Annotated in this window: 17 protein-coding genes and 1 tRNA gene; 4 read left to right on the top strand and 14 right to left on the bottom strand. The window is 29.9% G+C overall.

The window, feature by feature from the left end:
* Window positions 1–136: 136 nt before the first annotated feature.
* From OCU55_RS15430 to OCU55_RS15405, 6 genes are all read right to left on the bottom strand, one after another.
* A complete protein-coding gene (locus tag OCU55_RS15430) occupies window positions 137–1,282 on the bottom strand; it encodes an ABC transporter permease (RefSeq protein WP_261853186.1) in 1,146 nt (381 codons plus the stop codon).
* A gap of 1 nt (window position 1,283) precedes the next feature.
* Entirely contained in the window at window positions 1,284–2,402 is a 1,119-nt protein-coding gene (locus OCU55_RS15425; protein ID WP_261853185.1) for an ABC transporter permease, read from the bottom strand.
* Between the two features lie 11 nt (window positions 2,403–2,413).
* The gene (locus OCU55_RS15420; protein ID WP_261853184.1) at window positions 2,414–3,349 is read right to left on the bottom strand and encodes an ABC transporter ATP-binding protein; all 936 of its coding nucleotides are present in this window, start codon (window positions 3,347–3,349) and stop codon (window positions 2,414–2,416) included.
* A 252-nt stretch (window positions 3,350–3,601) separates the two neighbouring features.
* Window positions 3,602–4,228: a response regulator transcription factor gene (locus tag OCU55_RS15415; protein ID WP_261853183.1), complete on the bottom strand. Its 627-nt coding sequence runs from the start codon at window positions 4,226–4,228 to the stop codon at window positions 3,602–3,604.
* The gene (locus OCU55_RS15410; RefSeq protein ID WP_261853182.1) at window positions 4,203–5,348 is read right to left on the bottom strand and encodes a sensor histidine kinase; all 1,146 of its coding nucleotides are present in this window, start codon (window positions 5,346–5,348) and stop codon (window positions 4,203–4,205) included. Before OCU55_RS15410 ends, OCU55_RS15415 begins: the two co-directional genes overlap by 26 nt.
* Before the next feature lie 376 nt (window positions 5,349–5,724).
* On the bottom strand, window positions 5,725–6,441 hold the full coding sequence (locus tag OCU55_RS15405) for a DUF3298 and DUF4163 domain-containing protein (RefSeq protein WP_261853181.1): 717 nt from the start codon (window positions 6,439–6,441) through the stop codon (window positions 5,725–5,727).
* Between the two features lie 301 nt (window positions 6,442–6,742).
* Here OCU55_RS15405 and OCU55_RS15400 point away from each other — a divergent pair, with 301 nt between their 5' ends.
* Together OCU55_RS15400 and OCU55_RS15395 are read left to right on the top strand one after the other, a co-directional pair.
* Entirely contained in the window at window positions 6,743–7,663 is a 921-nt protein-coding gene (locus OCU55_RS15400; protein ID WP_261853180.1) for a polysaccharide deacetylase family protein, read from the top strand.
* Between the two features lie 385 nt (window positions 7,664–8,048).
* Window positions 8,049–8,969 (top strand): polysaccharide deacetylase family protein, encoded by a 921-nt coding sequence (locus OCU55_RS15395; protein ID WP_261853179.1) that lies wholly within the window; start codon window positions 8,049–8,051, stop codon window positions 8,967–8,969.
* Window positions 8,970–9,044: 75 nt separating this feature from the next.
* Here the strand turns inward: OCU55_RS15395 and rluF are convergent, their stop codons facing one another.
* From rluF to OCU55_RS15380, 3 genes are read right to left on the bottom strand one after another with little or no spacing between them, the layout of a single operon-like run.
* Window positions 9,045–9,824 carry a 23S rRNA pseudouridine(2604) synthase RluF gene (rluF, locus tag OCU55_RS15390; RefSeq protein WP_261853178.1) on the bottom strand — a complete coding sequence of 260 codons (780 nt, stop codon included), beginning with the start codon at window positions 9,822–9,824 and terminating at the stop codon, window positions 9,045–9,047.
* 47 nt (window positions 9,825–9,871) lie between these two features.
* The gene (locus OCU55_RS15385; RefSeq protein ID WP_261853177.1) at window positions 9,872–10,894 is read right to left on the bottom strand and encodes an anti-sigma-I factor RsgI family protein; all 1,023 of its coding nucleotides are present in this window, start codon (window positions 10,892–10,894) and stop codon (window positions 9,872–9,874) included.
* A 32-nt stretch (window positions 10,895–10,926) separates the two neighbouring features.
* Entirely contained in the window at window positions 10,927–11,535 is a 609-nt protein-coding gene (locus tag OCU55_RS15380; RefSeq protein ID WP_261853176.1) for a class D sortase, read from the bottom strand.
* A 185-nt stretch (window positions 11,536–11,720) separates the two neighbouring features.
* On the opposite strand from OCU55_RS15380, the gene OCU55_RS15375 reads away from it, so the two are divergent.
* Together OCU55_RS15375 and ispF are read left to right on the top strand one after the other, a co-directional pair.
* Window positions 11,721–11,897: a hypothetical protein gene (locus OCU55_RS15375; protein ID WP_261853175.1), complete on the top strand. Its 177-nt coding sequence runs from the start codon at window positions 11,721–11,723 to the stop codon at window positions 11,895–11,897.
* Between the two features lie 235 nt (window positions 11,898–12,132).
* Window positions 12,133–12,600 carry a 2-C-methyl-D-erythritol 2,4-cyclodiphosphate synthase gene (ispF, locus tag OCU55_RS15370; protein WP_261853174.1) on the top strand — a complete coding sequence of 156 codons (468 nt, stop codon included), beginning with the start codon at window positions 12,133–12,135 and terminating at the stop codon, window positions 12,598–12,600.
* A 64-nt stretch (window positions 12,601–12,664) separates the two neighbouring features.
* Here the strand turns inward: ispF and OCU55_RS15365 are convergent, their stop codons facing one another.
* From OCU55_RS15365 to OCU55_RS15345, 5 genes are all read right to left on the bottom strand, one after another.
* Entirely contained in the window at window positions 12,665–13,042 is a 378-nt protein-coding gene (locus OCU55_RS15365) for a response regulator (RefSeq protein ID WP_261853173.1), read from the bottom strand.
* Window position 13,043: 1 nt separating this feature from the next.
* Window positions 13,044–14,078, bottom strand: coding sequence for a sensor histidine kinase (locus OCU55_RS15360; RefSeq protein ID WP_261853172.1), 1,035 nt, complete (start codon window positions 14,076–14,078; stop codon window positions 13,044–13,046).
* 220 nt (window positions 14,079–14,298) lie between these two features.
* Window positions 14,299–19,305 (bottom strand): pullulanase X25 domain-containing protein, encoded by a 5,007-nt coding sequence (locus OCU55_RS15355; protein WP_261853171.1) that lies wholly within the window; start codon window positions 19,303–19,305, stop codon window positions 14,299–14,301.
* Window positions 19,306–19,579: 274 nt separating this feature from the next.
* Window positions 19,580–19,933, bottom strand: a complete 354-nt coding sequence (locus tag OCU55_RS15350) for a hypothetical protein (protein ID WP_261853170.1) — start codon at window positions 19,931–19,933, stop codon at window positions 19,580–19,582.
* A gap of 736 nt (window positions 19,934–20,669) precedes the next feature.
* Window positions 20,670–20,745, bottom strand: a tRNA-Lys gene (locus OCU55_RS15345).
* Between the last annotated feature and the right edge of the window lies 1 nt (window position 20,746).

Raw genomic sequence — 20,746 nt, 5'->3', positions numbered from 1 at the left:
CAATTAAGACATCTATAGTTATATCTAATCACTTATTGACAAAAAAGTCAACTTACATCCATTAGTAAGTTAACTTTTTTCCTAAATATTTTTAAATAGGTTAAGATTTTCATTATATATTTCAACAAAAGATATCTTATGTCATCGAATTCATTGCTTTTTGACTATGTCTCATTCTGTATGCGGCTATTAACAAGAAAGCTACTGAAAATAACAGAAGAACAGCAAAATTTAGTCCTATATCACTTAAACTATTACCATTTTGCAGTTTTTGTATTCCATCAATAACCCATCTTTGAGGTGTAAAGAAGGATACCTTCTGAACTGTATCTGGCAATAATTTTGCTGGAACAAAGCATCCAGAAAACATTGCAGTTGCAGTGACTATTAAGCTAGTAAAGGTAGAGAAGCTTTGCGATTCATTGAACAATGCTATACATAACATGCCAAAAGCAACGGTTACTATTGATATCATAATTAAAAGCAAGAACATTGGTAATAAATCAACGCCTGTTTCTATATTAAATACATATTTTAGTGAAACTAAAATAATAACTACTTGAAGTGCTAAGAAGATTACGTTAGATAATATATTGGCAAAAGTGTATTTTATTGTGGATACTGGAGCTACAAATATTCTTGAATAAGTATTCTCCTTTTTCTCCTTTATTGTTAGTCCTGATATCATTATAGATCTTAACATCATGTAATATATCATAAACCCAATACTTGCCTCTGTTACAGCCAATCCATCACCTTTGTCCTTAAGCGGAGTCTTTTCAATCTTAACAGATCCATTTTTGTACTCTTCTAGCATCTTATAAAACTTATCCTTATCTCCATAAGAGGCTTTTCCTAAATCAGAGATATTTTTAGTTTGAAAATCTAATACCCCTTTCAAGCTATCTGTGAAGTTATTTGCCTTAGAGGAATAAACTTCTGCTCCAGTAATATTTCCGGACATAATATCATTTTCAAAACCCTTAGGTATTGATATAGCTAAAATTATGTCATTCTGAGTTAGCTTTTCTTTTATATCTTTCTCATCATTTATAGTCACTATATCTACCTGAGTCATATTCTTTACATTATCTATTACTTGGCTTGATACTTTAGAATTATCATTATCTATGATACCTACTCTTATTACACCTTGAGATACACTATATAATTTCATAAACACCAAAATTACAAGCACTGGTACTAAAAGCTGCATTAATGCTTTTGGAGAATCAAAAATTAATTTCAAGTTTTTCTTTACTAAAACCAAAATCTCATTCATTTTAAGCTTCCTCTCTTCTAATAATAAATGGTAGTATCATAAATAATACTGATAATCCAACACATATTAACAATGTTGTATTGAATTTAGAGAAATCATTATTAAACGCTATATTAATAATAGTTCTATTTACCCATCTTACTGGCGACAACTTTGTTGCTATAGCTAAAGCACCAGTAACATTTTCACTTATATAAACATATCCTCCACCAAGGAATGTTAAAGCTGGAATTATAACAACATTTAAAAGCATTTGACCAGTCTTTTCATCTTTAACTATGAATCCAAGACATACACCTAAGGATGATGAAAATAGATTTAAAGCTAGCATTACTACTAATATACTTAGAAGATGATCTCCCCAGTAAGTTTTCAAAACGAATGTAGAAAATAAAAATGCAGGTATCAGTGTTACAATGGTTATAATGAAGGTTGCTATTATCTTAGTAAATACATACTCACCTCTAGACACACCAGATACAATGGTTCTTCCCTCTATCTTCATGTTTCTTCCTTCAACTACCATAAAGTACCCAAACATTCCACCATATAATATCATCATTGTTATTTCAACTACTCCATAATAATCAAAGGAGCTAGTCTGTCTACCTATTGATACAGTATTCACTTTTGTATAGCTCTTCGAAAAATCATCATTCACTAATTTTATATTTTGTGGAGCAAGTTTAACTATAGCGCCGTATACACCATATCTTTCTACTATCCCCTGTAGTCCACCCATAACAATATTTACTGAAATATTATCTTTTTCATTTTTATAAACTTGTATTTTATCACTTTGAAGTTCTACTAATATATTATCTGAGTTCTTCCTTACTATTTCCTTAGCTTCATTTATATTGCTGATTTCCTTAAAGGTTACTTTGCCGTCTTTTTGCTCTTGTTTAAATCTATCAAAGATATCTTTAGTATCTTTTGAACCATTATCTACATAAACTATATTCATCTTATCTAAATCCACTGTACTATCAAAAGCATTGGCTAGCGCGCTTCCAAGTATCACCATAAAAACTATTGGAAATACTAACATTGACACTAAACCGGATCTTTCTTTGATTGAATACAATATAGAATAACCTACATGTTTTAAAATCCTCATGATATTTCCTCCTAATCTCTAAGCTTTCTACCTGTAAGACTTAAAAATACAGTTTCTAAATTTATCTTTTTATACTCTATATTTCTTATTAACATATCTTTGCTGCTAAAATAACTGATTATCTTATCTAAGTTATTTATTTCTCTTACTGAATTTATAGTTATCTTTTCATCATTTATTTCAAAACCTTTAACTCCTGGTATCTCTTTCAATTCTTTTTCAACTAGCTTTTCTATACCCTCAACTTGAATTTCAAGACTTTGAGTATCTGATACTATAGATATTAAAGCTTCCTTAGTTCCTTCAGCAATTACCTTACCATGGTCCATAATAACTATCCTAGAACACAGCTCTTCAACCTCCTCCATGTAGTGTGAGGTATATATAACTGTACATCCTTGCCTATTTAGTTCTTTAACAGATCTTAGTATATGATTTCTTGATTGAGGATCTATCCCTACTGTAGGTTCATCCATTATTATTAACTTAGGCTTATGTGCTATTGCACAAGCTATATTAAGTCTTCTTGCCATTCCTCCAGAAAATTTCTTTGCTTGAGTTTTTCTATGTTCTAAAAGCCCTGTAAATTCTAGTGCTTGTTCTACAGCTACCTTTAGTTCTTTTCCTTTTAATCCATATAATCCTGCAAAAAAGCTTACATTCTCCTCTGCACTTAATGAGCTATAAATAGCAAGACTTTGAGGCACCAACCCTATTTGGCTTTTTATTAGCCTTTCATTTGACTTGAAGTCTTTTCCAAACAAATATATTTCACCTCTAGTTGGTTTAAGAAGTCCAGTCATTATATTAATTGTTGTACTCTTTCCTGCTCCATTTGGTCCGAGTAGCCCAAATATCTCCCCTTCTTTAACCTCAAACGAAAGATTGTCCACCGCTACATAATCACCAAATCTTTTAGTTAAATTCTTAATACTTAATAAATTCATTATAAATTCTCCTCTCGATATAACATTTTATTTAAGATCGCTTCACGATTTATTTTCTTGTTTCTATATTTATATTATAGAAAAACCTCCTCTACTTTATCAGTAGAGAAGGTCATATCTTCATATGACTTTCGTCATATATATCATCTTTATTTCACATTACTTATATCATAAACAACTCTGTGCCCTGGCTATATCTAGAATCAAAGCATTGGATGCATAACCAATTAATTTCATTATAGTGCTCTTAAATTAAACCTTACCTTTTATATAATATATGGCGATTTGAGTTCTATGATTCAAGCCTGTCTTATTTAAAATATTAGTTATATAGTTCTTCACTGTTCCCTCGGATATGAATAACTTAGCTGATATTTCCTTATTAGACATACCTTCTGATATAGCTCTTATTATCTCTAACTCTCTTTCAGTAAATAGAGAAATATCTATCTTTTCTTCATCATAAGACATATTTTCTTTAAACTTATTAAATACACTTTCCTCCATTACGCTATTTCCACTGGCAACTAACTTTATTGTATTTATAATCTTATCTGGAGGATTATTTTTCAATATATATCCACTAGCGCCATTACTTAAAGCCTGTTTTATATATTCATCTTCATCAAAAGTAGTAAGTATAATAACCTTTGACTTAGTTTTGCTTATTATCTCTCTAGTAGCATCTACTCCATTCATTAAAGGCATTCTTATATCAAGTAAAACTATATCTATTATGTTCTTTATACAACTATCTAATGCCTTTAGCCCATTTTCCGCTACATCTATAACATCTATCTCTTCATCCATCGACAAAATTATCCTTAGACTTTCTCTAATTAATGCATCATCATCACATATTAGAAGTCTTATACTCATGCTCTCTCTCCTTTAATATAGGTAATAATAAAGTTACTGCAAAACCGTCACTTCCATCAAATAGTGCATTACCACCAGCATCTATACATCTTTGCTCAATTCCTGAAAGCCCTAATCCCTTTTTTACATTAACTATTCCTAATCCATTATCCTTAACAAAAACCCTTATAACTTTATTTAATACATCGATAGCCACTTCAACATTACTAGCATTAGAGTATTTTATAGTATTAGTCAAACTTTCTTTAATACTCTCAATAATTATGATCCAGTGACTATACTTTATTTTATTAAGGTCTCCTGTATATATCAAACTATATTTTAATTCTGTTCCTTTTGTACAATCTTCTAACGCCATCTTTACTCTATTTATTCCTAACTGCTCAGTTGGAGGTTTTATTTTTCTTAAAGTAATTCTTATATCATCCATCCCATCTCTTAGCACTCTAATGGAATTGTCAATCATTGCTTCAGCCTTGTCTTTGTCACTCTTCATTATAAATTTAGCAGCCTCAAGCTGCATTAGACTTGCTGCAATTGTATGTCCAACCTTGTCATGCATCTTTTGGGATAATGAATTACGTTCCTCTACTTGAGTTGTATATAAAACTTGTTTCTCATAACTTTTTAAATCATCTATCTCTTTAGTGTAGTTGTAATTTTTTTCTCTAAGAAAATCATTTTCCTTTAGAAGATTATCAATTCTTGCAAAATGTTTTGTAAAAATTGAATCTAGCATTACAATTAGTAAAACTATGAAAACATATATAGGTTGAATGCTTATACTCATAATAATAAGCATTACTAATGATACCACTGAAAATATTATTTTACTTAGATTAATTGCATTTATAATATCATATATTGAACAGGGCAATAACACTATAAATAGATTATTTATATATATGCTCGAATATAATATTACTATAATAGAAGTTACTGGTATAATTATACTGTTTTTATATTTTATAAGAACAAAATACAAAACACTGGTTATAATGTAGATTAACAACAGTATAACCATATTTGTAGAGAATACCTTCTCTTCAATATAATCATATACGCAATATATAATTATTAAAGCCCTAAGTATTAATAAATAATCACTTCTATTTTTCAAAATGTTCTTCTCCTTAAAATTAGGATTAAGTTATTTTACAAGCTTGTCTAGTTTTTAAATTATTCAATCAATACAATCTCTAGAAGTAGTTATAATCGAATAAGTGTAACTTAAACTTTTACATAAAAATATTTATAGGAATCCACCTTCCACTATTAAGAGGTACATGCTGTATCTCAAAGATTTTTAAATATGTACCTCTTAAATTTTTGTAATGGATTCCTATATGTTATTTCCTCTGTAAAAAATCGGAGTATCTATTTTATTTCTTAATTTCAATACAGTGCTTTAATAGCCCGTTGAATTAAGTATATTAATATACACAATTTTCCTTAATATCTATTATATGATTTATATATATTGTCTTCAATAATTATTATTTAAACTTATAGAGTAATCCATCCTGAACTGCTGAGAATGGAATATTAAATTCTTTAATTCCTGAAGCATATGGCGCTATGTCGTATAGTTGAAATACTATAACTATCCCATCCTTATCAATATAGAAATCTTGTTTGTTCTTAATTCCTTTGAATCCATTTTCATCTTGGAAATACTCACTTGGATTTTTAGCAATCTGTTGTCTAATAACATCATTTATTTTAGTTTGATAATCATACCCTTCTTTAAATAATTCAAATAGTCTCAATCTTTTACCTTGATTAAAATCATAATTATATGTATTTCTTGTAGTTAGCCCGTGTGCTCCACCAGTGTACTGATAATAATCAACTACTAAACTTACAAAGTTTTTAGTGTTATAAGGTATTTTATATACTGTATCTAATGAATAAGGCCTAAAATCTATACCTTTACTTTTTGATTCTGCTTCGTCCTGCTTAGCTAGTTCAACCAAATCTTTTTGCCAATCGGCTATATCTCCCTCAACTATACCATTAAACTCTTTCACGTTATTATTATTGCTTTCAACAATAATTGGTACTTTTATATCTATAGTTCCATATGACTTAGTTTCATTTATTCTCTTTTCAGTGAACTTATAACCTTCATCAACTAAAGTCATCCCACACATCACAAAACTTAACAAAATAACTCCAATAATCTTTGATACTTTTCTTCTTATGTTCAACATCTTTCTATCCCTCCTTATACCTTTGATAATATTTTATCCACAACTTAAATAACTATAAGCAGTTATAAACATAAAACTCACAAAACTTTAACAACTTATCCACATGTAAATGTGGATAATGTGAATAGTTTACCATTATATGTAATATATATATTGAATAATTTTATTTTCATTAAATATAATAACTATAGTGGTCTTATTTGGACTCAATGTAAAAAACATCTACATAGACTTAATTTTGCTATATAAAATTTAAAATACAGTTCTGTATTTATAAACTTCACGATAAAGGAGATTTCTTATGAATAAAAAAGATTCATTACTATCTATAGTATGTATAATTGTTACTGCATTAATTATCTTAGTTGTATTAATTGGTCAGTCATTAAGAATTGAAAACAAATTAGGTATTATACCACAATTGAAAGTTGTTCAAGAAAATAAAAGTATTCCTATAAAGCCTGTGATATCTAATGATATTTACCCTATGGAAAAATGCTCTTTCACCACTGAAAGTATTCTTACTAAATTTGAAGGGGCTCAACTAACTACTGCCGACAATGGTATTCCTATTTTATGCTATCATGATGTGAACCCCACTAAAGGCAACAATCTTTTGCTTAATCCTGATAAATTTAGGCAACAGTTGAAATACTTAAAAGATAATGGCTATTTTACACTTACATTAGATGAACTTTACGGATACTTAAGAGATAGTGCACCTATTCCATCAAAATCAGTAGTGCTAACCTTTGATGATGGCTATATAGGTAATTATACATATGCATATCCTGTACTCAAAGAATTCGGGTTTACTGCAACTATTTTTATGATAAGTGAGTGTGTAGATAAGGATTCATACTTAACTTCTAGTCAGATTAAAGAGCTTTCCGAATATGGCATTGATATAGAAAGTCATACTACAGATCATTCAGATTTAACTAAGCTTAGTTTATCAAAACAGATAGATATAATGAAAGAGTCAAAACATTCTCTTGAAAGGCTCTTAAACAAACCAATTAACTATATAGCCTATCCATATGGCAAGCTAAATGATAACTCAAAGAAGGCCGCTGCTGCTGCTGGATATAAAATGGCTTTTAATGTTCAAGGAACTTTAACTGATAAGAAGGATAACATATACAACTTAGATAGATTTTACATAGGCAATAATTTTTCCATGAGTGATTTCATAAGAATAGTTACCTTGAAGCGAACTTAAACTTTTCATTTACATAATTAAGGATGTACTACTTTAATCTAAAAACTATTTTTAAAATGAAGTGGTACATTTTTATCTACTTTCCATTTGTATATATTACACATTTGTAGAAACGATGCTCATTATGTTATAATATGGGTGTTAAAGATGTCCCACTTCGATCCAAAATCTATTTTTAAAACTCTCGCGGCTTTTGATGAGAGCGTTTAAAAATAATAAATTTTATTACGAAATGGTACATCCATAGATGTCCCACTTCGATCCAAAATCTATTTTTAAAACTCTCACGGTTTCTGGTGAGAGAATTTAAAAATAATAAATTTCATTACGAAGTGGTACATCCATAAATAAGCTTTAAATATTACACATAAAAAGGATGGGTTATATGAAAAAGAAAGATACCTTTTTATCTATTGTATGCATAATTCTTACTATATCTATTATTTTGGTTGTATTTATAGGTCAGTCAGCAAGAAAAAATAGTAGTTTGCCTACTTCGGAGACGAAAGTTACTGCCAAAGAAACTACTAAAGTACCTAGCACTACAGATAAAGTTGTTGATAATACTAAAGCTACTTCAACAGATACTTCTAATAAAGATAGATTTTCAGGATTAAAACTTACAAATGATGACAACGGACTACCAATCTTGTGCTATCATGATATAAATTCAGCTAAAGGAACGGACCTAGTTTTAGATCCTGCTAAATTCAAGGAACAAATGAAATATTTAAAGGACAACGGCTATTTTCCAATAACCTTGGACGAGCTTTATAGTTATTTTAAAGATAATAAAGGTATCCCTGAGAAATCAATAGTTATTACCTTCGATGATGGTTATGTAGGCACCTATACATATGCTTTCCCTATACTAAAAGAATTTGGTTTTAAAGCTACTATATTTATGATAAGTGATTCGGTAAATAATCCATCATATTTAAATGTTGAACAACTTAAAGAGCTTTCAAAATATGGTATAGATATACAAAGCCATTTTGGTGAGGTTTCTAATATATCCAAGTTAAATTTAGATAAACAAATTGACACGTTAAAGAAATCCAAACAGACTCTTGAAGGTTTTTTAAGTAAACCTATTAGTTATGTGGCTTTTCCATCTTCTAACTTAAGTGAAGATTCAAAGAAAGCAGCAGAACAGGCTGGATACAAAATGTCTTTTAATCTTCAAAATACTTCGTTAGCTTTAGCAGATAAAAAAGACAACATATATAATTTAGATAGACTATACATAGGAAATAAACATTCCCTAAATGATTTTATTAAAATATTAAATACTAAGAAAAAATAACTCACAATAAAATGGGCATTTAAACTATTAACATATGCTAATAGTTTAAATGCCTACTTTTTAATCCTAAAACTATTAAATTGTGGACGCTTCTTCAGTTTTTACTGAATCAGAGATCAGTTTATTTATGCCATCTACCTCTTTACGACTTAATTCTCTCCATTGTCCAATCTTTAAACCTCCAAGATTAATATTCATTATTCTTATTCTTTCTAGTTTTACAACCTTATAGCCAAAATACTCACACATTCTTCTGATTTGTCTATTTAATCCTTGAGTAAGTACTATTCTAAATACATTCTTGCCTTCTCTTTTTACAACACATTTCTTTGTTATAACTCCTAAAATCGGAACTCCCTTAGCCATATTAGTAATGAATTCATCAGTGATAGGTTTGTTTACCGTTACAATATACTCTTTTTCATGATTATTACCGGCTCTTAAAATTTTATTAACTATATCGCCATCATTCGTTAGTAAAATAAGTCCTTGCGAATCTTTATCTAACCTTCCAATAGGAAATATTCTCTTTTTATGATTCACAAAATCCACTATATTTCCTTTAATTTTCTTTTCAGTAGTACATGTTATGCCAACGGGCTTATTTAAAACTATATAGATTGCTTCATTTTCTTTTGAAATTGGTTTTCCATCAATTAAAACTTTTTGATTTAAGCCTACTTTATTCCCCGTAGTAGCCACTTTACCATCTATACTCACTCTTCCTTGCTCTATCAACTTGTCAGCTTCTCTTCTAGAACATATACCTGTTTCACTTATATATTTATTTATCCTTAATTCTTCTTTCTTTTCATTATGGATAACTATATTTTTCTTCTTGATGTTGCTCTTCATTTATGAAATTCCTTTCAATAATATTATTCACGCCATTTCTCTAGTAATTAGTAATCTACCTTTTTCTCATTGCCCATATTGTTTATGGTTATTTTAATTTTCTTATTATCCTTTTGTTCATTATTATCTTTTATATATTGCTCTAATTTTTGTAAACTATCATCATCTAATTTATGTCCAGAAACAACTAGTAATATGTCTTTATCTGATAACTTTTTTTGCTCATTAAGGTATTTAAAAAGCTTTGTAACTCCATCATCAATATTATCATGCTGCAACTTCAAGTTATCAATCATGTTTTGATTATTGGAGTTTTGAGAGTAGGCTTCATTTATCCTATTGAACCTATTTATTTCGAATACAATCTTAGCATTTGAATTTACAACTAAGGTTGTATAATTTTCATTATATAAATAAATAACTACCGAACTTGCAATAGTAATAATAACAGCTAAAAAAGCTACTATTTTGCTATAATGTTTAAAAGTTTTTCTTTCTTTACCACGCAATTCTTGCCCTATTTTTTTATCCGAATCATTGTTCTTTATTCTAATAAATTCTCCCATACTGGTTAGAATATCTGAATATTTTCTTTCATTTTTTATAGAAATCCCCGTATACTCTGTATCATTGGCATTTAGTTTTTCATAAGTTGATATACTGCCTTCATCAACAGTTCTCTCTTGGATATTAATATATTCCCTAATATTAATATAATTGGAGTTAGAAAGTAATACAATATATGAAATTAAGTAGTCTCTCCAATTTTCAATAATACTCCTAGAAGCGCCTGTAACTCTGGAAAGCCTAGAAACTTGTATATCTCTTTTCGAAACAATCTCTTCAAAAATAGCATTATTCTCTACTACAAATAAAGCTATATTTAGCAAATAATTTCTCGTCTCATACTTAGGGGTTCTATTTATAAGATTTTTATTTGTAATACCATATAATCTTAACTCTTTAACAAATAACGAAACTTGCTTACTGTAAGAAAAATCAATATCCTTAACTACCTTTATCTTAGGTCTTGACGAAAATATATATTTGTCTTTACTAAATCCATCCATTCTTAATATTTCCTATAAACTTAAAGTAAAACTTATTTCTTTAAGCTTCCTTTCACAATAAGTCTTTGTTTTGCTCCAATAGTGCAAGTAACCAATGTTATTGTCTCATCCTTCGTAGGACTTAACACATCAACCTCATCTGGGTTTACAATAAAACTTGTTGTTACTAAATAAGTAAATTCTTTATCCTTAGTCTTTACTATTATTTCATCGTTTTTTTCAAGTTTATTTAAGTCTTTGAAATATTCTGCGTAGGTAAAGTTTCTGTGCCCAGCTAGACACAGATTTCCTTTTTCTCCTGGTAGTGCAGTGTTCTTAAAATGTCCAACCGCATATCTAAGCAGATCATCATCTGTTCCTTCTCCAACTGCAACATTTATATCAATTTTAGGTATTATAAGCAGCGCTATTGGTTTAACCTGAGATTCATTATTTTTATTATCACTATTAGAATCTTTTATGGTAGCTTTATCTGCATCTGCTCCTAAATTACTTTTGCTATCATCCATCTTTTCAAAAGACGCTCTAAGTTCAGCTTGTCTTTTATGGGCAGTATATTTCATAAAAATAGTTGCACCTATCATTGTTATTCCTGATACTATTAATATAACTGCTACTATATTAATAATTTTCTTTTTCATACACTTCCCCCTACTCATTTTCAAAAATTAATCATATACTATATTATAACATAGACTTGTTCTTAATTTTAATGATATAAAATAGTCTATAAAATAAAATGTCTTGTTTGTTAATAGAATTTTTCTTAATATTCATACAATTTTATGTTATAATAATATTATAAAATATGTAGTGAGGTGATACCATGAAAAATAATGTAGTATATGTTGATTTTGCCCAAAGAAAGAAAGTAATTACCTCCGAAGAGTGCAAAACATCATTGTTTAGAAAATTAATCGTAGGATTTAAAAGGATTTTTTCTGGTAAGTCAAACTCAAGAAAATATCTAGATACTGTATATAAAGCTAATACTATTTTATAACGGGTCTTTGTAAACGTTTGTAAAGCTCTTGTTTATAATATTATTGTTTTTACGGCTTCACATACTATATAACTTAATATATTTTTTATATTTTCCACTACGAAACTAACTCAAAAAATTTAATTCCTAATTTGCATTCTTCAAGTGTTACTTATAAAAGTCTGAAGTCTTTATATTACCTTAAGAATATTTTTATGGTAGAATACTACTTAAATATAATTTTGAGGTGATAAACATGAGAATAGGCATGGGATACGATGTTCATAAGCTTGTAGAAGGAAGAGACCTTATAATGGGAGGGGTAAAAATTCCATTTCACCTTGGTCTATTAGGACACTCAGATGCTGATGTACTGCTTCATGCTATTATGGATGCACTACTAGGAGCAGCTTCATTAGGTGATATTGGAAAGCACTTTCCTGATACTGATGACAAGTTTAAAGGAGCGTCTAGTATAAAATTACTTTCAGAAGTAAACAAATTTTTATTAGACCATAACTATAAAATAGTTAATATAGACTCCACTGTTATTGCTCAAAGGCCTAAGCTTGCTCCTTTTATATATGAGATGAGATTAAATATTTCATCTGCTTTAGGTATTTCTATAGACCAAATTAATGTAAAAGCAACTACTGAAGAAGGTTTAGGCTTCACAGGTAATGGGCAAGGTATATCTGCACAAGCAATATGTTTAATAGATTAATTTAAATAATAAATCACCTAACTAACAGCTTATTTTATAAGACTGCTAGTTAGGTGATTTATCTTTATTCTATATTTATATTTAAATATTCACAGGTATTTATAAGCAAATACTCTGGATCAAAAGGCTTTGTTATGTACAAATTTGCCCCGAGTCCTATACCTCTATTTATTTCCTTTTCTTGTGCTTTTGCCGTTATCATAAATATCTTAATATTTTCTAGTTCTGGAGATTGCTTAATCTTTTCAACGAATTGATACCCATTCATATTAGGTAAATTAACATCCAATAAAATTAAATCTGGTTTAATTTGCTGTACCATATATAGAGCATCCTCTGCATTATTTGCTTCACTAATCTCAATATCCTCTAACTCTTCAAGAGTCTGTTTTATTAATAACCTTATATTATTATCATCATCTACTATCATTAACTTTTTCATATCATTCACCTTCTGTCTGATTTACAGGTATAGTAAAATAAAAAGTACTCCCTTTATTTACCTCACTCTCCAGCCAAATACTTCCCCCATGTTTTTCAATAATTGCCTTGCATATAACTAGCCCAAGACCTGATCCCTGAGACTTTGTAGAATCGTTTGGAATCTGCTCAAACCTTCTAAAAATCTTTGCATAATACTGCTCTGGTATACCTGCTCCTGTATCTTCAACGCTTATAAGAACTTCATTTTTATTATACATTTGTGCTCTACAAATTATCTTTCCTCTTTCAGTAAACTTAATTGCATTAGATATTAGATTAATTATAACTTGTAGAATTTTATTTTTATCCACATATACAAAAGGAATATTTTCATCAATTTCATCATTAAGTTCTAAATCCTTATTGTCTAAAAGAGAATAAGATATTAGTATACCTTTACTTATTATCTCTCTCAAATCAGTCTTTTCTACTTTCCAATCAATTTTATCTGACCTAAGCTTTGAAAAATCCAGTAAATTATTTATAAGTGAAGTCAATCTCTCACTTTCCGATATTATAATTTCTATATTTTCGCTTATCTTATTAATACCTAAAATCGCTTTACCAACTTCACTTTTATCACTTTGTTCATCTTTATTTTCATTTGTTATATATGGAATTATCACTTTATTAAGTCTTCTATTTATTATCTTTGCAAATCCTATGATAGATGTAAGCGGCGTTCTCAACTCATGCGACACATCTGATAATAGTTCAAACTGCTCTTCTTCTGTTTTCTTATAAACTATCAATTTATTTATTGTATCTTCATGTTCAGTTATTATATTTTCAAGTTTCTTTATTTCATTACTTTTTAAATTGTACGCTATAAATAATATAATTGTTACCCCTACTAATATACTACAAAATAATATTATGCTGTATTTAAAGCTCTCCCTAATGTTTAGACAATAATAACATATAAATATTACAATTACCTGCATGATTATTATTAAAGATATTAATTTAAGTCTAGTTATCTTGTTGTTGAACATAAATACCTCCAAAAGTCGTAATAAATATCTAAAATGATTACTTTTAAAATTAATGCTCCAGATTCTTTAACAATAAATCAATATTTTAAGGAATTACACGATTTAAATTTATCATCCCAGCAATCTTAACTTTACTGTCTATCTATATAAAGTTAAGAGGGCCTGCCTTTATGACACGCCCCCTTAACTTTATTGATAATGTAATTTTAACTCATGCGAGCTACTTATTCAACGGCTTTTTTCTTTTTGTTACTAATAATGCTCCTGCTACAATAAATACAGTGGCAAATAATAATATTGTTATAGTTGATATACCTCCAAGTTTAGCTATTTTACTCACTCCAGTTCCATTTGCCGCACTGCTATTATTTCCTGTGTTAGTAGTTACACCATTACTTGTTGAGCTATTATTATTCTGTCCATTATTTGATGAACTGCCACTTCCAGTATTGCCACTGTTACTATTTCCATTATTATTACTGTTATTATTGTTACTATTTCCATTGCTATTACTGTTATTGTTGTTACTTCCGCTGTTGTTATTTCCTGTATTTCCACCATTATTGCCAGTATTTGTGCTTTCAAGCTTTTTATCTGTAATTAGATAGTCACTACAATGTGTAGTCACAAAAGAAATATACCCATCTTTAACAGTACTCTTACTAATAAGATTTAATGAACCAGTCTTATCAATATAATAAACATATAAATCTTTATCATTATACTTACTGTCTATCTTTTGTTTTACATTTACATCGGCTCCGAACTTACCATCTGGAAGATTATTGTCCATTCTTAATTCAAAAGCTAACTTTGGAGAATACTTTTCTTTTATACTCTTCAAAGCATCTTGGTTCTCTATAGCATCATAAGTTCTAAATATCAGACCTGTAAGTCCAGAACTAGTAAGAATATCGTAAAGCTTACTTGAGTCTTCAATAGTTATTGTTGTGTCTCCCCTTTGTATTACTGCTTTAACATTATTCTTTGCAGCCGCACTAAATACAGCTCTAGCTACTTCCTCAACCTGGTTTGAAACAACCACTTCTTTACCAGCATTAGCTTCTTTAGCTATTTCTGCTATAACATCTTTATCACTTATAGGAGCCTTAGTTTCCTTTACTATAAAGCTTGGATCATAAGCATCTTTTAATGCATCTGTGTTTATTGTTATATCCTTAACTTTATCTACAAGTATTACTCCACCAACTGCTGGAACTTTAACTGTCACCTTTCCATTCTCTACTACATAACTTTCATTTTTGTTGAGTATATTGGTTAGCTTAGTCCCATCACTTATCCCTTTAGCTTCTAATGTCATTTCTACTGCAGTTGTCTTTCTATTTGCAACTACTAATGCTTTGTTCTCTTCATTAGTTCTAGAAAATGCTATTACATCATTTAAATTATCTTTGTCTACATCAATAGAATTTATATCTCCAGTTCTAAGAACACTATAAGCATTTCTTATATTTGCTAAAGTAGCATACCATTCTACAATATCCTTATCACCTTTTCCCCAAATCATACCTCTTCTATTGTCTGGGTCATCAGCACCAACCATTCCTGCCTCATCACCATAATAAATACATGGTGCTCCTGGATAAGTCATTTGTAAGAAAGGTACTAATCTTAGCTTCTGTTTGGCTAATTCAGACGCATCTCCTGCAATTCCTCTTTGACTTTTTTGCCAACCGTCTAATGCAGATAACACTCTTTGAGTATCATGAGAGTCAACCAAATTAAGCATAGCTTCAAAAGCTTCCTTTGGATATTGTTCTCTCATCTTTTCTAATTCTTTTACCGAATCTGTTGCTGAAGTCACTGTTTTATTATCATCCTTAGTTCCTTTTGCAAAATCAAGTACTGCACCTCTAAATCTATAATTCATTACTGAATCATACATATCACCAAGAATATATCTTGATGCATCAGTCCAGATTTCTCCTATTATAACATTGTCACCTTCAGACTTTACTGCACCTCTGAAGTTTCTCCAGGTTTCATCTGAAACTTCATTTGCAACATCTAGCCTCCAACCGTTTGAACCTTGTCTTAGCCACAATCTAGATATGGCATCTTGTCCATCAATTATTTCATTTGCCCATGATTTGACTTGATATTCTGATCCATTTAAGGCTTGTATAACCGGCATCGAATCATATCCCCACCAGCCTTCGTAACTGTAATGTTCAGTTGCAAGACCAGAATCTACCTTTTTATTCTCAACTTTGAACCAATCTTTGTAGTGTAAATCTGTTATTCCCTTTGAGGCCAAATCAGTAGTCACCTGCTTCTCTGCATCTTGCTGACTTAGATTCTGTAAATTCATAAGGTCATATACTCTTGACCAATATTGATATGCTCCTATTGGTTTATTCTTAGCCATATATTTATCATACCTATCAAAGTACACCGAATCATCAGATACATGGTTGAATACTCCATCAAGTATTATGTGCATGCCTCTTTCACTAGCTGCTTTTGTAAGGTTTGCAAAGTCTTGCATGTTTCCTAGCAATGGATCTACCTTTGAGTAGTCGGTAGTATCATATCTATGACTGGAAATTGATTGTCCAACAGGATTAAAATAAAGTATATTAACCCCAAGAGCCTTAAGATAATCAAGTTTCTTTTCTACCCCTTTAAGGTCTCCACCGTACATTTCATTACTCCAGTTGCCATCACCTATAGTTCCCTTATAATCAGGGTTTATCTTTGGATTTCCATTTTCATCTTTTAACACATTTCCATCTTTATCTTTTAAATATTCAAGTTCAGGATCTTCAGTTATGCTATACCAGTTTGTGTAGAATTCATATGGAGTCATCCCTCTTGAAAGCTTTTGCAAGAAATCATTATCAGTGTCTCCATCAAAAAATCTATCAGGGAAAATCTGATATACAACCCCATTTTTCATCCAATCTGGAGTCTTAAAATCTTTCTTATAAATATTTAAGCCATACTCCAATACCGATGATAAATCTCCAGTCTTACCTGTTCCAAAGTATCCATCATCGTCACTATAGGTTTTTACATCTGATCCATTAGATATAACAAAATAATAGGTATATTGTCCTATAGTATTAAGTGTAAACTTAGCAGTCCATTTATCATGACTATCATCAAAGGTACCGTTCTTGCTCATCTCATATTTATTGATTCCTTCTGGACCTTTTACAATTATCTTTGCTTCAGTTAAATCATCTTTGGCAGCCTTTAAATTAAAGGTTAATTCTTCTCCTTCTTTTGCCGCACCAAATGGTAATTTATAATTAGAACTTTTAGAGTCAAATGAAACTTCGTTTTCATTAATTTTAACTGTAGCAGCATCATTAAAAATTGTCTCAGTTATCGGATCAAAGTTTATTGATACTAGCTTATCTTCTGAAAGTTCTATAGGATTAACTTTATAAGTTTTATCACCACATTCTATCACTAATTTATCATGGATACCTTTTTTCAAGTTTAGTTCAGCTGAATAAATTCCCTTATAATCATTATCCTCAAGCTTAACCTTTTCAGAAAGTTCCGGACCAGTTATAAAAGCATCTACCATTGTGTAATTTGTTGAATCAACCACAAAGTGGCTATCATCATTATAATAGAATGTAACCTCTCCGGCCTTTGAAACAACAAGTGGGATATTAGCCCCATCTTTTACAGCCTTCTGTCCATAATTTTCAGTCCAACTTCCCATAGCTACCTTATACTCATAGCTTCCAGATGGAACATCTTTTAAAGTAAGCTTATACTTTCCATTTCCTGAGTACTCCATTGAAGTCTTAGCTGAACCAGGAGTCCATGCAGATTCTCCTGCAGCTGTTTGAATAGTACCAGCTATAACTACTTGTCTCCCTGCGAAACCTGTAAACTTATATATAGAGTTACCATCTTTTTCATCCTTCACTGATGGATCTACTATCCAATTACCATCAACTATAAATTTATATTGGATATCTCTTGCAGCATCACCAACTCTAACCGAAGTTGACCATATACCATCAGCATCTTTAACCATCTTTATCTTATTGTTTTGCCAATTAGTTATATCTCCAGCCAAATACACTTCCTTAGCGTTTGAATCTTTATATAAGAATTTAACAGAACCATTGTCATTTAGAACTGGCCCACTTAACTCTACTGGTGGTTTAGGAACACTTTTAAGTCCTAGTAGTTCAGCTATCTTGCCGTAGTTATTTATAGAATCATAAGCAGTTTTATTCTTTTCATCAACAACAAAAACTACTTGTTTCCCCCCACTTGGTATCGTTATTTTTATATTTGGGCCTGCTGGAACACCTCCATCATCCCAAGAATAGTTATCAAGTATCTTATACTCAAAATCACCACCACTTACAAAATATCCTGAGTATATAAACAATCCTGTATTACTTAACGGTGATAACTCCCAACCCTTTTCATCAGTCTTCCAATCAATAGATTGTCCACCTTGTCTTATGGTTCCAATCAATGACGGACTTTTTAAATATTCTGGCACAGCTATATCATTGCTTGCATATCCTTGTAAATAATCTGCAAAAATAGTTATTTTATTAGTCCCTTTAGGTATAATTACCTTTACATCAGCTCCAACTTCTCCATTACTCCATGCACCATTAAAAGCAACTTTATATTGAAGTTCGTAATCATTTGTTTTAGCAGAATCTTTTATTGCAAAAGTTTTACTATAGACTCCCCCACCGATATAATCAAGTTTGAAATTATCATCTCCAGGATTCCAAGACTTGCCACCCTCTAGTAGATTGTCTATGTTACCTGCTAGTATAGCTTTTGTTTTAAATTGATCTGCATTATTTATAGAATCGTATACTTTCTTCTGTTTATAATCTAATCTAAAATATACCTTTGTATCACTGTCTAACTTTAGTTTTATATTGTCACCACTCTTAACTCCGTCTTTGCCATAATTCTCATCAAAAGATTTGTTCATGGCAACTTTATATTCATAACTTCCTGCTTTTAGGTCTAATGAAGTTTCATATATACCATTTTTATATTCTTTCATAAGACCTTTCAAATTAGATGGATTCCACTGATCTGATTTCTCAGCAAAGAAATCTCCCACAATGGTTGCCATGGCATCAGCTTGTAAAATCACTTCATCTTCTGCCATAACCGGCTTCACATAAATATTACTAAATAAAGTAATAAATAATGTTAGGCAAGCGAATAAACTCAGAGCTTTGTAATACTTTTTTCTCATATTCATCCCCCTCATACTTTTGTGCAATCGATTGCATGTATATGCGAAATCGTTTGCACTGTAATTATATTATACATGTTCATATTAATAATTCATTTGTGAATTCATATGAATTATTTAAATATTTTTTATGCAAAATTCCATATTATGTAATTATAACTTTTTCTGTACGCAAAAATACCACTTTGTAGTTAATTAGTTAAAGTCGTATTGGTTTAAAAACCTTACGAATTAACTTGACTACGAAGTGGTACATCTTTAAATTCGACTGAAATTAAAAGGTTTCTAGTTGATCTTTTCTATTAGCTTGTTTATCCTTGATATTCTTGAGTTCTTCTGTTGACATATTTTGTCCATTATTCTTTATGTATCCTGCCGCATTTATCATATTATCGATTATATTTTCCTGCTCATCTTCTTTATAATTATCACCATATACAATCTTGTCTTTTAGAGTGTCTATTTCTCTTTTTCTTGCATTTTGTATTTCTTCAGCATGTTTCATTTGCTCAGAGGATATTATATCTTGATTTTGCTCTATATGTCTTTCTGTCCTTGTATACTTCTCAACAGTATCTACTATTTGATTTATTCTATTTTCTACTTCTTGTTTTCTTCCATCATTCATAATTATTACCTCCTTAAAAACTTTTTGACACAAATTTCAACAAGGTACTTTAACAACAGATAAATTAATATTAGGCTATGTTTAATAATATTGTTGAAATTGATTGATTATACAGGAGATGCTATATGAGCGAGCTATTAGAATTAAATGATTTTTTCAGATTGAATGGTTCTAAAAAATCGCTAATTGATCTTTATTAGTGATTTTTTTACGCATCTGCCTTTTCTGAACGTATGTGAAGAAATTCTGGCAGGCGACATATTCTCACTTTTTACTCTTTTAATTTAGATATCGTCTTTCGTTGCTTAAATTTTTAGATATAACAAATTTATCAGACGGTATTGATAATAAAGAGTAAAAACTGTACTGTTCGAACGTAGTGAGTTTACAGTTTTAGCCATAAAATATGACAAAATCATATTAATTCTTTGCGTAAGCTCATTAAAGCGTCGGATGATTAACCAATTAATTTCAACATGGTGCTTTAACAGTGCCTAATATTAAAATAGTTCAATTATATTTTGCACTTAAGTAATCTAATAATACTTATAAATAAATTCATAGTTTATTTATTTTAACCTTCTTAAGAATCACTAACCATTATTTATTTTTATATTTTTTTCTTTTAAATCATTAATTTATGAAATAAAAATCTATCTATTTAACAGAGATAGATTTTTTATATATAAAATATCTTTTAAAACAAAAAAAATCATAATCATTTGATTACGATTTTTGGTGCACCATCAGGGACTCGAACCCAGGGCACCCTGATTAAGAGTCAGGTGCTCTACCAACTGAGCTAATGGTGCC

Origin of the sequence: Clostridium folliculivorans (genome assembly GCF_024341905.1) — a bacterium.
GTDB lineage: Bacteria > Bacillota > Clostridia > Clostridiales > Clostridiaceae > Clostridium_AR > Clostridium_AR folliculivorans.
Note: the sequence above shows the minus strand (reverse complement) of the source record. Positions and strands in the feature narration are given on the sequence as shown.

Bases quoted from the DNA above. Each gene is read 5' to 3' on its own strand.
- OCU55_RS15415 (WP_261853183.1), bottom strand. From the start codon at position 4,228: ATGAGTATAAGACTTCTAATATGTGATGATGATGCATTAATTAGAGAA.
- OCU55_RS15405 (WP_261853181.1), bottom strand. From the start codon at position 6,441: ATGTTGAACATAAGAAGAAAAGTATCAAAGATTATTGGAGTTATTTTG.
- OCU55_RS15385 (WP_261853177.1), bottom strand. From the start codon at position 10,894: ATGGATGGATTTAGTAAAGACAAATATATATTTTCGTCAAGACCTAAG.
- OCU55_RS15400 (WP_261853180.1), top strand. From the start codon at position 6,743: ATGAATAAAAAAGATTCATTACTATCTATAGTATGTATAATTGTTACT.
- OCU55_RS15395 (WP_261853179.1), top strand. From the start codon at position 8,049: ATGAAAAAGAAAGATACCTTTTTATCTATTGTATGCATAATTCTTACT.
- OCU55_RS15425 (WP_261853185.1), bottom strand. From the start codon at position 2,402: ATGAGGATTTTAAAACATGTAGGTTATTCTATATTGTATTCAATCAAA.
- OCU55_RS15380 (WP_261853176.1), bottom strand. From the start codon at position 11,535: ATGAAAAAGAAAATTATTAATATAGTAGCAGTTATATTAATAGTATCA.
- OCU55_RS15365 (WP_261853173.1), bottom strand. From the start codon at position 13,042: ATGAAAAAGTTAATGATAGTAGATGATGATAATAATATAAGGTTATTA.
- OCU55_RS15355 (WP_261853171.1), bottom strand. From the start codon at position 19,305: ATGAGAAAAAAGTATTACAAAGCTCTGAGTTTATTCGCTTGCCTAACA.
- OCU55_RS15420 (WP_261853184.1), bottom strand. From the start codon at position 3,349: ATGAATTTATTAAGTATTAAGAATTTAACTAAAAGATTTGGTGATTAT.
- OCU55_RS15430 (WP_261853186.1), bottom strand. From the start codon at position 1,282: ATGAATGAGATTTTGGTTTTAGTAAAGAAAAACTTGAAATTAATTTTT.
- OCU55_RS15375 (WP_261853175.1), top strand. From the start codon at position 11,721: ATGAAAAATAATGTAGTATATGTTGATTTTGCCCAAAGAAAGAAAGTA.
- OCU55_RS15360 (WP_261853172.1), bottom strand. From the start codon at position 14,078: ATGTTCAACAACAAGATAACTAGACTTAAATTAATATCTTTAATAATA.
- rluF (WP_261853178.1), bottom strand. From the start codon at position 9,824: ATGAAGAGCAACATCAAGAAGAAAAATATAGTTATCCATAATGAAAAG.
- OCU55_RS15350 (WP_261853170.1), bottom strand. From the start codon at position 19,933: ATGAATGATGGAAGAAAACAAGAAGTAGAAAATAGAATAAATCAAATA.
- ispF (WP_261853174.1), top strand. From the start codon at position 12,133: ATGAGAATAGGCATGGGATACGATGTTCATAAGCTTGTAGAAGGAAGA.